Genomic DNA, 14,620 nt, shown 5'->3' on the forward strand with positions numbered 1-14,620 from the left:
TTATGTTTAATGTACTCTTTGTTGATGATGACAGCTTTATGCTTAGAGCTCTCTTGCGGCTAGCGAAAAGACTGAGACCTGACTGGCAGTTTTGGACTGAGCAGGATGGTTTAAACTGGGCAAAATCTATTGCTAATGATGTTAATGTGGATCTTATTATCTGCGATTACTTAATGCCTGATGTTAATGGCGATACGGTACTTGTTGAGGCTTCAAAGCATTATCCTCAGGCAATTAGAGCGTTACTTACAGGTGACACGACAGAGGAAGTTGTATGCAAAGCGGGCAAAACGGCTCATTTTGTATTGAGTAAACCCTTCAATGAACAGGATATTGTACAACTTCTGACCTCAGTGGAACGGGTTCATAAATTGCCATTCTCTCATGACATTAGAGCAATGTTAGGGGCAAGTGCTTTGTTGTTACCGCAACCAGATATCGTACAACGTGTACGAAAGATGCTGCAGAATGATCAATCAGAAGCCGCTGATATTGTGGATCTTATTGCACATGACCCCTTAATTACGGCTAAACTCTTACAACTCGCAAACTCTGCTTTTCTAGGTTTTAGTCGTACAACACTTTCGATTGAAGAAGCGATTAAACGTCTAGGTATGGATTTAACCAGCGCGATAATCAGTTCTATCGCGATTGAGCAATCTTTAACGTCGATTATTGATAAGTCTGCACAAATAAGAATTAACGAACATGCTTATCAGCGGGCACTAAACGCTCAAAAAATAGCTAATGTGTTGTGTTTACAAAAGAGTAAGCAAGAGGAGTTATTTATAGCAGCATTGATGTCATCGATAGGAGAGTTAATTGTTTCTTCACGTATTTGGCAAAACATGTTTGCGGCTCAATTTGCTGATTGGCCACCCCAAAAACTGATTGTCGCTATATCTGCTTACCTTTTAACGCTATGGGGATACAGCGAATCCTTATGTCATACCATTTTGTCTAGTGCAGAGCCTGAGTTTAGTGATACAGAGCATAATCTTGCCTTACTATTATTCTTGGCTTGGTATGTGACAGAGCATCATGGCATAATGCCAGAGGAAATATTGGATAAGTTGTCTGATGATCAAATAAAGGCCTTGTTGCTTAAATAACTCTTTGTGCAGCTCATCCCTGCAATGTTTTTCGGTACTGTAGAAGAGGAATTTTCTATGGCTATATTTCGGTTTATCCCACCCTTGGCTTTGCTATATGTTTCCCCCACGCATTATACTGCCTGCGAGGCCAATTCCTATCTGACACTTTCAGGCGGCGTTGTTGAACAAATCCGTGAACTCATTGGCGTGCAGTATTCTGATCTCCTGACTCACCTTCAGGACGGCAATATGGGCAAATCATTACGTAAAATCGTTAATTAGAAGCAGTACAACCAAGCATTAGTGAGCTGTGGCTCACTCACCTCCATGGGCCGATATAAACAGTTGAATAGTCCAATGCTAAGTTTACGTAATTACAATGGGCAAGTTGCTTAATCGGTCAGAAGTCTTGGAACGATTAAGTTTTATGAAATGATTTAATCAACCTGAACTCGATGTATGGACTCCACCAACCTACAGTCGTAAGTTGGTGTCGACCAAAACAAAAGGAGTCCATACATGAGTAAGCCTACAATAATATCTCTCGACCTTGCAAAAAAGTCATTCAAGGTTAATCAACACCGCCCTTTCAGGCGATAATGCAGGGATCACATCGAACGCTTGCCTTGCGGTAGAATGCAAGGCGAATTTAGATTGTGATGGTATTTCCTGTTTGAATGGCTGAAAATTGTTCGCGTTCTCACCCCGCTAAGACTCTGGTCTATACAATAATTTGCGAATCTAAAAATCCAATCTAAGCTTACTTTACACCTTATTAAGTACTAGTAGGATGATATGAAGCATTCACTCTCTGCTTTACTATTATTGGCAGCAACACCATGTTATGCAGCAACCTCTGTCACGGTCAAAGTAGCCTCTGATTACTTATTTAATGGCGTAAGCCAAACTCAAGAAGACCCTGCCTTTCAAGCTAGTTTTGATTGGGCTGGAGATTCTGGTTTATATGCAGGAATTTGGGGCTCAAATGTCGACTTTGGTGAAGGCACCGATGTAGAAGCGGATGCTTATGTTGGTTATTACTTTGGCCTAACCGATGCTATCAATCTTGATATTGGTATAGCCCAATATACCTATCATGGAAAAAGTTTCAGTTCGGATTACAACTATGCCGAAAGTTATGCCAAGTTCAATTATGCCAATACCAATCTGAATTTTTGGTACGCCTGGGACTACTTCGGCACTGGTGCAGGGCATGCAATTGTGATGGTCGTACAATCATTCCCTATTAATGACAATTTGTCCTTTGATATTAGTGCTGACTACTCCAAGAGCTTAGACAGTGATAAGTGGGAATGGGAGACCGACGATGACGCCTATATCCACTGGCGTGTGACAGCAAACTATTCTTGGTCTGGCTGGGACTTTACTGCCGGTTATGAAGATACAGACCTTGAGACCTTCGGTGAAAGCACTTTTCTGGTAACAGTTGCACGCACATTTAACTTCTAAAGAGGCCAATATGAAAGCTTTGGTATCAGTGATTTTAGCGCTATTTATCAACACTGCAGTTGCAGAAACGGTCCATCTCACGTCTTTATCTTGGCCACCATATTCGGACAAATCCTTAAGTGAACAGGGTGCCTCTGTCGCCGTGGCAAAAGCCGCCTTTAAAGCTGAAGGACATGAGTTAGTTGTCGATTTTTTCCCTTGGACTCGAGCTGTAAAAATGGCATCGGAGCCAAACTCCAAATACTTAGGCTATTTTCCAGAATACAAATATGACACCTCAGAATTTGTGTTTTCAGATGCCATGGGGACAGGCCCTTTAGGTTTGGTACAAAATAAAAATAAGCCGATTAGTTTTACTACTGTCGTGGATTTGGCAGGTAAACGAATTGGAGTCGTTCAAGATTATGTTAATACCAAAGAATTAGATGACATGATCGCATCGGGAGCAATCAAAGGGGATGCAGTCCCCTCTGACGATTTGAATGTTAAAAAAGTCGGCTCAGGGCGCATCGACGCCGCAGTAATTGACGCGAACGTATTAAAATACCTACTCAATACAGACCCATCGCTTAGCGAATTTAAAAATGCTGTGGAAATGAACAGTGTGATGCTAGAGGATAAAAAACTTTACATTGCGTTTCGTAATGATGCCGAAGGCCAAAAATGGCAAAAAATTTATAATCAAGGACTAACAAAAATTGACGTTAACAACATAATGTCAAACTACTTGAAGTAGGAGTTCCCCTTGATCCACTCCATCTTGTTTAGGTTAGTGTGCACCACATTGGGCGCGATGGTATTAGTACTATTGTGCTTCGGGGTTTATGACTATTCAACTCAAAGCCGTCAGCTAAGAGACAAGTTAAACGCTGAAATATCACTAGCGAAAGAGCGAATAGGACTATCCCTGCCCAATGCGATGTGGAATTTCCAAGATAAACTTGCACAAAAACTCGTCAATGCCGAAGTGACCTCGGAAAACATTGCTAAATTAGTCATTCAAGATACTAATGGTAAAACATTTGTCGAAACTCAGGGCCCCGCAACGGCAAATACTATTGAAGGTGAATTATTTTTTGATGATAACGGCAGCACAACCAAAGTCGGCAGTTTAAAACTCTATATAGATGAAAGCCACATTGACCAAGCTTTATTGGACTTAGCACTAGCCTCTGTGCTTAAGGTATTACTTCTAGCAGTGTTCTTAGGAACAGTTTTAACATTAATATTCAATAAATTAGTAGTAAAACCTCTGTTTGAGGTTGCTGATAAAATGACTACGATCGCTCAAGGCGAAGGGGATCTTACTCAACAATTAGTTGTTCGACGCAACGATGAGATTGGCCAACTTGCTGCCTCGTTTAATCAATTCGAACATAAAATTGCCGAATTGATTAGAGCGGTAAAACTCTCAATAGATGATTCCTATAATGTAGCGCAAAATATTTCTAACCTCAGTAGCGAAGGCTTTAACTACTTAACCAATCAGCAAGCTGAAACCGATCAAATAGCCATTGCAATTACCGAAATGGCATCATCGGCGGTTGAAATAGAAAACAATGCTAAACGTTCCTTAGAATCAGCAGAAAATGCAAAACTTGATTCCCATATAGTTCAGCAAGCTTTCGATAACTCCATTTCTGCTATCGAAAATTTAGTTGAACAACTCGATGAAGCCTCAGGTGTTATCGGATCTCTAGAAGAAAGTGTTCAAGGAATTGCATCGCTTCTGGATGTCATTCAATCTATTGCAGAGCAAACCAACTTACTTGCCCTAAATGCGGCGATTGAAGCTGCTCGCGCAGGCGAGCAAGGTCGGGGGTTTGCGGTAGTCGCAGATGAAGTACGCTCGCTTGCAAGCAGAACACAGGCAAGTACAGCTCAAATTCATGCAACGATTACCCTGCTTCAGCAAGGTTCAATGTCTGCAGTTAAGGTCATGGCGATCAGTAAAGATAAAAGCCATGAGAGTATGCAAGCTGCTAATTCGGCTAGTGCATCCATTCAACGGATTGCAGAAGCCATTACAGCGATAACTCAGATGTCGAGTCATATTTCTGCGGCAATTACAGAGCAAAGTATGGTTGCCGAAGATATCAGTAAAAATATTAATGAAGTTGTATCATCCGGGCAAAATAGTATGAGCAAAATTGAAAATGTCCAAATGAACTCTCATGATATGAAAGAACTCTCCATACAGTTAAAGAATAATGTCAGTATATTTAAAACCTAGTGATGACCAGGGCAACCGCATGAGTGTGCATTTTTTGCTCACAATGAATGTTGTCAGTATTGAATCACTTCCAATCATTCTTGAGGTGATAACATTCCGAACAAATGTAGTTTGATAAATACACTCAATTTGTTCGTAAAACGTTCGCGATCTCGCCCTGGTGATGACTAAGCTTGTTTAATATCGCTTCTTTAAATTGACCTGAATGCCTTTGATAATTCACTTGCTTTAACCTAACGCTTGCAAATTAATTGAGGCGACAACTATCCTGACACAGGGGGATATGCCTCTGAAAATTCGCCTAATACTTTGCTGACTGGGAATACCATTTATGAAAGGACGATGTTGGCGTAGCCACGTCAGTTTCAATGTACCGAACTCATGGCAATCAGCCCAACTTTGCGCGCCTGAGATAACCGCACTTAGAACAAGAAAGCAGATATCAATGACATCATGTTCTTGATTTATATGTAAACGACAATCAGTAATGTTTTCAAAATGTTTAAGCATTTAGGTGTTGAGACAAAGAAAAAGAGGGCTATTTGATCACACTAACGAGATCAATCAAGTTTTTTTATCTCTCTGTTTATAAAGGGAACGTATGAAAATCGATCGAACATGATCAGCCCCTGGCTGTCAAGCCGTTAGTCTTGCCTTGAAAAACAATTCAATAGCTGTATATAAATCAATTATTACGAACTTTGGGGAGGTTTCTAGCCGTTCTACAGACGAATGAAGAAAACTCAATCCGTTAGATACTACTGAGTTAAACCACTCCTCAGAACTCTGCTTTTTTTGCTTTATTTTAGCCACTTAAGCCTCCAAAAAATAACGCCTTCTATACGACTCTGCGCCGTATCTTACACCCATATAGTGCCTATTGGTTCAATTTACAATCAATAACTTAGTGACCATATTGAGAGGTTAGGCCACTAAGAGAACCGTAATTTCTAGAAATACTGAGATCGGATAACTTTTGGTAGTGCAAACACACATTAACATAATATGTATTTGTAAAAAATGATCAAATGTTGATCAGCTGGAAGACGGGTTTTCGTGACCGTGACCACCAGGTTGCCGTTAATTGTCACTAATTGACTGTTCGATGGTCATTCGAATAATGCTAGTTAAATCAATTGACAACAATTTAGGTAAAATAGAGAACGCGCAATAATCCATATCTGCACGGCCTGTCACGCCGGGGGTCGCGGGTTCGAGTCCCGTCCGCTCCGCCAAATTAATAAAAAGGCCTTACAGCAATGTAAGGCCTTTTTATTTCTATCTTTTTCATCAAATAATTGCAGCATAAAATCGCTGCAGCTTGCAGTCCATCGCTGTTGCGCCTTGGTTTCACTTAGGTCATGCAGTCTTCGATAAACTTTATAGCGTTTATGCATTTGCTGCTATTGTTAAGCGAAATAGATAATTCCCGAGCCATTATCATGCTCATGTCATCTATTTCATTAAAGATAATGCGAGCTCATTGTTTTCCTCACCTAAAGGATTTTTTATGGTTGAACAAATCACGGGTATGTTAGCGCTGATTGGAGTGTTATCGCTTTTTTGTCAATGGCTTGGTTGGAAACTACGCTTACCGGCAATTTTGCCCTTACTGCTCTGTGGACTCACCCTCGGCCCCGGACTTGGTTTCCTCAATCCCGATGTGATTTTTGGCAATTTACTCTTTCCGATCATTTCTCTCGGGGTTGCCGTGATCTTGTTTGAGGGCGCTTTGACCCTCAACTTTAAAGAAATCAAAGATCATGGTCGTATGGTGACGCATCTTGTGACTATAGGGACAGTGATAACTTGGGCTTGTATCAGCACGGCCACCTTTTATTTACTCGATTTTAGTTGGGAAATAGCACTCCTCTTTGGCGCATTAGTGGTGGTGACGGGACCGACGGTTATCGTGCCTATGCTTAGAAGTGTGCGCCCTAAATCCCAACTTGCCAGTATTTTGCGCTGGGAAGGCATAGTTATCGACCCCATAGGCGCATTGCTGGCGGTATTAGTTTTTGAATACATAACTGTTTCAGGCGATCCCACGACACATGTGCTCTATGCATTAGGCTCTATGCTTTCGCTAGGATTAGGGCTCGGCGCTGCGGCAGGTTACCTCACAGGGCAAATATTAAGACGCAACCTGTTACCACATTATTTGCGCAATACCGCAGTCTTGACCTTAATGCTGGGTATCTTTGTCGGCTCTAACCTATTACAGGAAGAGTCGGGTTTACTGACTGTGACCGTTATGGGCATTTGGCTTGCCAATATGCGCGGTGTGGATATTGCTGAAATCCTCGAATTTAAAGAAACCTTAACCGTACTGTTGATTTCGGCACTGTTTATTTTATTGGCGGCAAGATTAGATTCTAATGCCATGCTCGACTTAGGTTGGGGTGGACTGGGCGTTTTAGCGGTCACTATGTTGCTAGCACGGCCACTGAGTATTTGGGTTTCTGGTATAGGCACCTCTTTGTCGAGGGCAGATAAGTGGTTTTTATGCTGGATTGCACCGCGAGGTATAGTCGCTGCCGCGGTATCGTCATTGTTTGCGATTAAGTTAGAAGCCAACAATGTGCAGGGCGCTGATGCGATTGTGCCCTTAGTGTTTTTAATTATTATCGGCACGGTCGTTATCCAAAGTTTAACCGCGGGACGTTGGGCACGATTCCTCGGTGTCAAAGCCGATTCTGCCCAAGGTTTATTGATTTTTGGTGCTTCTAAATTTTCCCGTGAGTTAGCTAAAATCTTAAAAGCCAAGGATGTCAAAGTGCTATTGGCTGATAATAACTGGGATAACATACGCCTCGCACGTATGGATAATATCCCAGTGTATTTTGGCAATCCCGCATCGGAACATGCTGAAACCTATATGGATTTAACTGGGATTGGCCGCGTGTTGATCATTTCGCCTTATCGACAATTGAACCCTTTAGTGAGTTTCCATTTTCAAGATTTCTTTGGCACTAAGAAGGTCTTTGGCTTAAATAATACCGAGGTCGGCAGTGCGCGCCACCAGCTCTCAGAAAGTTATAAGCAGCGTTTATGTTTGTTTGGTGATGCCGTGTCCTATGCCAAGATAGCAAGCCTAATGGCGAGGGGCGCTCAGCTTAAAGTGACCAATTTAACCGAAAACTTCAGCTTTGAGCATTTCCGTAAGCGTTACGGTGAAACGGCTATGCCACTGGTTTATTTAACCAAGGAAGGTAAGGTCGTTGTAGTGTCTGGCAACGATACTGTGTTCCCGAATGGTATTGAGCTCATTAGCCTGCTACCGATTGAAGCCTTAGAAGAAGCCAAAGTACAGCAAGCGATTGCAGAGCGAGAAGCACAGGAAGCTCAAGAGAAAGCCGCAGCAGAAGCCGCTTTAGCGAAGATAAAAGCGGATGAAGAGGCTGAACAATTAAGGCTTGTACAGGCTGAAGCTAAAGTGGCTATTGAGGATAATACCGCTGATCCACTTCAAGCTGCAGATGAGACTTTAGCGAAGAGTTAACCCTGGATTAAAAAGGAGGCTAATGAGCCCAATGCCGCTCAGTTAAGGACATTGTTTGTCTATATTCCTAAAAAACCTGAGCCTGGAATAAGCAGAGCCGCTGAATAGGCATCTTTTCGGGCCTCTCTGCGTTGCTCTGTCTAACCATGGCTCGCTATGGCGTACGACAGAGCGCCTTGATATGCGCAAAAATCTGTGCATTCAGTCAGAAAATAGATTTTTCGCTTCAAGCTAATAAATTATATTATTGATTTGATTGTTAAATTTATATTTTTCGACATTCATTATCCCGAGTTCAGGTTAAAAAGATCAAAATCTGATAAGTTTTTGTCATCGGATTTTTATGTAACTTTTAAGTAGGAAAGTAAGTCATCGCTTCACACCACTGAATCCGCAGCTATTTTACTTTCTAGGCAATAGCTTTCGGGCGAGAGGTTATTTTGTAGATACGGTAGGTGTTAATGAAGAAATCATTAGACGATATGTGCGCCATCAAGATAAATAAGATCAGGAACATGAGGCTCAAGTCGTTGCAGATGATGTAGGTTCTTGGAACAGATCCTTCCAGGGGCGAGTTAAAGCCGTCTTCTAAGAAGGCGGATTCTTTACTTGATTCATCACTGTTACACGCTTAGGTTTTATCGTGATTAGTTTCTATGCATTCCATACCAAAGTTGACCTAGGGCGATGCCGCCATCATTGATGGGGATCTGTTTACTGGATAACACTTGATTGCCTTGAGCGCTGAGCTCGCTCAGGCAGTATTCCAAGAGGTATTTATTTTGAAATACGCCGCCGCAGAGCACGGTTGGAAGGTGTTTGTACTGGGCGGCATAGTCGCAGATAGCATCGCCTAATGTGTGTAAAAAGGCGCGGGCGATGGCATCTCGTCTGTTTTCCGTTAGCGTTTTTTCAGTCATTAATTCAACAGTCTGCTTGAACATTTCACTGCTGCGCCACTGGTCGACGTCAAGAGGTAAGTTAAGCGAAATGGCTTTAAGGGCTAATGCATCGGCGCGATTGGCTGCGGCTTCTATTGCCATGCCAGCTTGACCTTCAAATTGTGTAGTTTCGATTAAGCCTAAGGCGCAGGCGAGGGCATCGAACAAGCGTCCGACCGATGAGCTTTTAAGTGCGCTACCGTTCAGCCAAATTTTATATAAATTAGTTAAGGTATTTGGGCTCATGCTGCAGATTATGGGCAAGTTCAGCGCGATCACAGCATCAAGGCTCATTTGCTCGAACAATAATGCCAGTAACAACCGCACAGGTTGTTTAATGGCTTGCTCGCCGCCCAGCAGGGTTATAGGCTCAAAATGAGCCAGTCGCTGCGCTTTATCGAGCGTGGTTAATAACACTTCACCGCCCCATAGACTGCCATCGTCGCCAAGCCCAGTGCCATCAAAACTAAAACCCAATACAGGTTCTCGATATTGGTTAACCGCCATTACGCTGAGCACATGGGCATGGTGATGTTGCACAGTTAAACATTGGCTTTGGCTGGTATTGATGAGTTCTACACTCGAGTTTGAGTGCATTTCAGCCCAGCGCGATGGGGCATAATCTGGGTGTTTATCGCGAACAATGAGATTGGGCGCAAAATGATACAACCGCGCGAAGGTCGCTAAGGTGCGCTCAAAATACTGCTCGGCGCTGACACTGAACAAGTCGCCAATATGGGGACTTAAAAACACATTATTGCCAAAGCCTAAGGCGATAGCATTTTTTTGTTGTGCACCCACGGCCAAAATTGATTGGGACAGCGGTATCTCTAAGGGAAAACTTAACGGCGCATAACCACGGGCGAGACGCAGTACTTGCACCTCTGCAGGCGAATCCACGTTGGGCTGAATGGCTTGTACCACACTATCATCACAGCCGTTAATAATCGGCCGATTATGATCGACTATTGCATCTACAACATGGCTTAAGTGGTGAATAAGCTCATCACAATCTGTGATGATAGGCTCACCTGACAGATTCGCGCTGGTCGCGACTAATGGCCCTTTGAAGAGCCCTAACAGTAAATGATGTAGCGGTGTGTAGGGCAAAAATACCCCGAGTTTATTCAGATTGGGGGCGACAGCTAAGCTGAGATCATGTTCGGCGCGGCTGCTCATCAGCACTATGGGCCGCTCCTGCGAACTCAGTACTTGCCACTCAGCATCCGTACCTGTGACATAGTGCTGCGCCATCTGGATATCCGCCATCATCACAGCTAGCGGCTTGGCTTGGCGCTGTTTTCGCAGCCTAAGAGTGTTGACTGCTTTGTCGTTACGGGCATCACAGATTAAGTGAAATCCGCCCAGTCCCTTAATTGCCAGAATCTGCCCTTGGTGTAATCTGTTAGCCGCCGCTTTCAGTACCGCCAAATCCGTACTCAATTCAGGTGTGCTGAAATTAGAGGTATTGGGAATGATGTATTCCCCTTGGGGTGTTTTTAAACTGAGTCTGGGGCCACAAACTGGGCAACTGACAGGCTGGGCATGATAGCGGCGATCGAGTGGGTTTTGATATGCTTTGGCGCACTCGGGGCACATGTCAAAATCGGCCATGGCGGTACTGTGGCGATCATAAGGTAAGGCATTGATTATGGTGTATCTTGGGCCGCAATTTGTGCAGTTGGTAAAAGCATAGCCAAAGTGGCGATCATCAGGATTATGCATGTCGTTCAAGCAATCTTGGCAGGTACTTTTATCCGCCGATACTGCCACCTGCGCGCCTATCGGTGAACTTGGGTCATCGTCCTCATGGCTGTCGCTTTTTATAATTTCAAATGTGGTTTCGCTTAGCAAAATCGGCAGCGATGTTTGGGTGATATTGTCAATACGGGCCAGTGGCGGCGGGGTGGTATTGAGCGTTGTGATAAATTGCGTGAGGTTTTCTTCCGTGCCTTGCAGCTCAATGGTCACGCCCTTGGCACTGTTGAGCACTGTACCCGTCAGTTGAAATTCAAGGGCATAACGATAGACAAAGGGGCGAAATCCCACCCCTTGCACTATGCCAGTGATGTGCAGCTGACAACGCTTTAGCGCGGCCCCCTTGTGGACAAGGTATTCCAATGCCAGCCTGCGCTTTATCTGCAGATCACTGTGCTTTTTGTGGCGACTATTATGTCTATGTGGCTGCATGCGTTGTGACTTAACTTTTGGCCTCCTAATCATGGGTATTCAGTTGGCGCTGCTTAACATAAAGTGCGCCAACGGCTAAGTTATCGCCGTCTAAATCTAGACTACGATTGATCAATAAGGGGAAGTTTTTGCCTAAGCGTAAACTGATGCGTTTACACAGGGTTTCATTCGTTAATTCATTGCCCGCTAAGGCAACATTGTGCACGCCGATATTTAAATCGATATGTTCTAACCAGTTAGAAAGATAGTCCGCCAGCGAGTCTTGCATCGCAAAGGCGAGTTGACTCGGGTCGTCATTACCTGCGATACGAAAACTCAAGACTGTGCCTAAGGTTTTACACCAATTCAGGCTGCGGTGGGCTTCACCTTTGGTCAGGGGATAATCGATACGCGGGGCATTGGCACCGTGGTAACGCATGGCGGCGGCCATGAGTGTATCGCTGAGTTTTTCTTGGCTTTGCGTTTCTTCTTGGGGATTGAGGCCAATTAAAATGGCGGCAATTGCCCACAAACTTTGCAAGTTGTCCCGTCTGCCGTGAAGCTTTAGGCTCAGGAGTTTTAGGTAATCGTCTGGGAACAGGCTTTTAAACTTTTGTGCCACCGCTTTTTGTGGACTGCTGTCCAGTTGATGGAAGATTTCGTAACCGTTATCGGGCAGCTCGGGTAGTGCAAAGAAGAGTTCGGTGTCGCCTTTATTATCGCAGGTGACAATTTGACTGGCGTGGGTATGGCTTAAGTAAATGACCGCGGCATTTTTTGCTTGTCTGTGGCTGGTAAATTTACCGTTAAGTAAGGCACTGAATAACGCTGCGTCCGCGATGGTATGATTTTCGGTATCGCTAGTGTGTGGCGTGCCAGCATGTTCAACTTCAGTGTGAGCTGCTTCTGCGTTAGCGGCAAAGGTGTTAGCAGCATGAGTCGCTTCACTCGATTGAGCTAATACCGCTACACTCAGTTCGCCTTGATGGGAACGTGACCGTTTCGCCGATTGCCATTGGGCTTGATAACCGTGAAGACTGACTTTTTCCCTTAAGGGTTCTGGAGCGATAAAGTGCTTGGTTTGAGTCTGCGTTGAGCCTAAATCTTTGCTGGCAATTTGCGCCCAAGCACCATCGACCCACGCTAGCTTCGGCCTATTATGCGGCCCTTTAATGTAAACCCAATCGACCCCTTTTTGTCGTAATACTTCCCCGAGCACTAAGATCACTCTGCTGTAGGCAAAGCAAATGTCGTACAGTGGCGCACTGAGTTTGTCGTGCTCTTGCGTGGGTCTGGCGCAGATAAGCGGCTTTTCAATACTGGAAAGCGCGAGCACCTGTGCATCGTTCAGGCAGAAATGGGCGTTTAGCGTATTGGGATTACAAATTAACAGTTGTGGTCGCTCGCCTAAGGGCTGAGCAAACGGTGTCAGGCTGAGCTGCAGTTCATCGGCGGCCGCTAATGTCAGTGGGCCTTGTGTCAGCAGCCCCTGTGCCATGGCTTTTATATCTGACAAGGTTAAGGCTTTTTGCGCTGGCGTTAATTGTGTTTCGCCCTTGCAGCAAGGGCAGGCTAAATCTAGCGCGCCAAACTTCGCCGACTGATTATCGCCAATCAGCGGATAACATTGCTGGCAAAAAGGCGCGATGGCAGGACTTGATCCAGACTGTGAGTAGGGCAGTAAGGTTTTGCCGCCTTGGGGCTCGTCGATGACCTTAATGCCGGAGTCAATCAACCAAGCGGAAATCAAAAAGTCCGCGGCAATGGCATCGGCCAGTTGCTCGAGTTGAGTCTGCTCGCCCTGGGCTTCAATAAAGTAACTGTGCTGACTAAAGTCATGTTGTCCATCACAGCCTATGCTGATGTTCAGCGCATCGTAATTTAGGTATTGATTACATAAATGCGCGTACAAAGGCACCTGACGTGAACAGGTAAAATCGAATCTGATGTTTTTCATCTTCTATATGCTTTCACTAGTAGTAACGCCGCGTTTATAAGAGTCAGGGATCAGCGAGTCGATACTGTGCTCGGCAACACGCGTTGCAGTGAACCCAAGGGAGGCTAAGTGGGATAACAAAGTTGATTCCATTAACGGCACTGCTGCTGCGACTTTAGGAGTCAAGCCCAGCACCATAGGTTCGAGCACGGTTGGGGTGACGCCCAGCACAAAGGTCTTAGGTCTGTCGCCAACCATTTCCATCATATTGAGGGTTTGCAGCATTTCGACTTCATGGGCGCTGCCTTGCCAGTCGATTTCCTTCGGAGCCTTATCAAAATCGAAGAAGTAGACCTCGCCCGCTTCTACGCCATTGGCATTGACAGTATCGACCACGATTAAATAATCATATTGGCAAATAATGGGGATAAGTCCCTGAGCCAAGGTGCCGCCATCGAGCAGCTTCAGCTGGTGAGACTCATGGGTAAACTGATAATTATCAGCGATGTAGTTGACAAAATGTACGCCGATGCCTTCATCGGCGTACAGGACATTGCCAATACCGAGTAGCAATATCTTCATTGGACTCCTAGTGGTGTGAGTCTGGCTTTGGGTAGTCATAGCCAGAGACAATCGAGTCAACTGAGTTATGTTTGAAGCGTATCCCTGACCAAACCGCCATATAGACGTGGATAACCACAAAGATAACAAATGCCCAAGTTAAGTAGTGATGGAAAATCCTAACTTGTGCCAGCCCACCCATTTGTGCCGTAATCCAAGCGGCGCTGCCCCAAAGCATCCCACCTAAACCTTGGTGATACACATTGGCGTACAACACCAGACCCGTTATACATATCACGAGAGCGACCAGTGAGATTGCTACATAAGTCACAAATTGCAGCGGTCCATACACACCCGCTTTATGTAAGTGACCCATCCATAAGTAAGATTTCAGCTGAGTGATCCAGCTTTTTACACTCATTACATCGCGAAATGAGCGCCGCTCAATGTCGCTTCGACTGAAAAAATACAGGTAGAAGCGGACTAAGGTGATCGCGGTCAATACAAAACCGCAGATCAAATGAGCGAAGCGGATCCAGCCTTGTACGAGCACATCCGTACTTTCAGGCGCCACAAGAAACGGCCAAGCAATATAGAATCCGGTGATCACTAGCACTAAAATTGACAGTGCCCTGAGCCAGTGGAAAATCCGTATTGCCGGACTAAAAATCAGTGTCCGAATGCGGGTTGCAGAATGGTTCATTTTGCGTTCCC

10 protein-coding genes and 2 pseudogenes are annotated in these 14,620 nt (G+C 44.6%); 7 read left to right on the top strand and 5 right to left on the bottom strand.

Annotated elements, in window-relative coordinates; genetic code table 11:
• Positions 1-2: 2 nt before the first annotated feature.
• The 5 genes from NE536_RS01160 to NE536_RS01180 all read left to right on the top strand — a co-directional run bounded on the left by NE536_RS01160 (position 3) and on the right by NE536_RS01180 (position 4,797).
• Positions 3-1,112, top strand: a complete 1,110-nt coding sequence (locus NE536_RS01160) for an HDOD domain-containing protein (protein WP_261271531.1) — start codon at positions 3-5, stop codon at positions 1,110-1,112.
• A gap of 57 nt (positions 1,113-1,169) precedes the next feature.
• Positions 1,170-1,376 carry a hypothetical protein gene (locus NE536_RS01165; RefSeq protein ID WP_261271532.1) on the top strand — a complete coding sequence of 69 codons (207 nt, stop codon included), beginning with the start codon at positions 1,170-1,172 and terminating at the stop codon, positions 1,374-1,376.
• Positions 1,377-1,889: 513 nt separating this feature from the next.
• On the top strand, positions 1,890-2,564 hold the full coding sequence (locus NE536_RS01170) for a TorF family putative porin (protein WP_261271533.1): 675 nt from the start codon (positions 1,890-1,892) through the stop codon (positions 2,562-2,564).
• A gap of 10 nt (positions 2,565-2,574) precedes the next feature.
• Positions 2,575-3,300 (top strand): substrate-binding periplasmic protein, encoded by a 726-nt coding sequence (locus tag NE536_RS01175; protein WP_261271534.1) that lies wholly within the window; start codon positions 2,575-2,577, stop codon positions 3,298-3,300.
• A gap of 9 nt (positions 3,301-3,309) precedes the next feature.
• Entirely contained in the window at positions 3,310-4,797 is a 1,488-nt protein-coding gene (locus NE536_RS01180; RefSeq protein ID WP_261271535.1) for a methyl-accepting chemotaxis protein, read from the top strand.
• A 279-nt stretch (positions 4,798-5,076) separates the two neighbouring features.
• On the opposite strand, the pseudogene NE536_RS01185 reads toward NE536_RS01180, so the two are convergent.
• A pseudogene (locus NE536_RS01185) lies at positions 5,077-5,307 on the bottom strand (transposase family protein); the annotation flags it as partial.
• Between the two features lie 1,000 nt (positions 5,308-6,307).
• Here NE536_RS01185 and NE536_RS01190 point away from each other — a divergent pair.
• On the top strand, positions 6,308-8,299 hold the full coding sequence (locus tag NE536_RS01190; protein WP_261271536.1) for a cation:proton antiporter: 1,992 nt from the start codon (positions 6,308-6,310) through the stop codon (positions 8,297-8,299).
• 412 nt (positions 8,300-8,711) lie between these two features.
• Positions 8,712-8,804 (top strand): annotated as a pseudogene (locus tag NE536_RS01195) (IS200/IS605 family transposase); the annotation flags it as partial.
• A gap of 142 nt (positions 8,805-8,946) precedes the next feature.
• On the opposite strand, the gene hypF reads toward NE536_RS01195, so the two are convergent.
• The 4 genes from hypF to cybH all read right to left on the bottom strand — a co-directional run bounded on the left by hypF (position 8,947) and on the right by cybH (position 14,609).
• Positions 8,947-11,361, bottom strand: a complete 2,415-nt coding sequence (gene hypF / locus NE536_RS01200; RefSeq protein ID WP_261271651.1) for a carbamoyltransferase HypF — start codon at positions 11,359-11,361, stop codon at positions 8,947-8,949.
• Positions 11,362-11,455: 94 nt separating this feature from the next.
• The gene (locus tag NE536_RS01205) at positions 11,456-13,366 is read right to left on the bottom strand and encodes a NiFe hydrogenase (protein WP_261271537.1); all 1,911 of its coding nucleotides are present in this window, start codon (positions 13,364-13,366) and stop codon (positions 11,456-11,458) included.
• Between the two features lie 3 nt (positions 13,367-13,369).
• The gene (locus tag NE536_RS01210) at positions 13,370-13,927 is read right to left on the bottom strand and encodes a HyaD/HybD family hydrogenase maturation endopeptidase (RefSeq protein ID WP_106650338.1); all 558 of its coding nucleotides are present in this window, start codon (positions 13,925-13,927) and stop codon (positions 13,370-13,372) included.
• A 7-nt stretch (positions 13,928-13,934) separates the two neighbouring features.
• Positions 13,935-14,609 (bottom strand): Ni/Fe-hydrogenase, b-type cytochrome subunit, encoded by a 675-nt coding sequence (gene cybH / locus NE536_RS01215; protein ID WP_107404695.1) that lies wholly within the window; start codon positions 14,607-14,609, stop codon positions 13,935-13,937.
• Between the last annotated feature and the right edge of the window lie 11 nt (positions 14,610-14,620).

This window comes from Shewanella septentrionalis, assembly GCF_025370265.1.
GTDB lineage: Bacteria > Pseudomonadota > Gammaproteobacteria > Enterobacterales > Shewanellaceae > Shewanella > Shewanella hafniensis.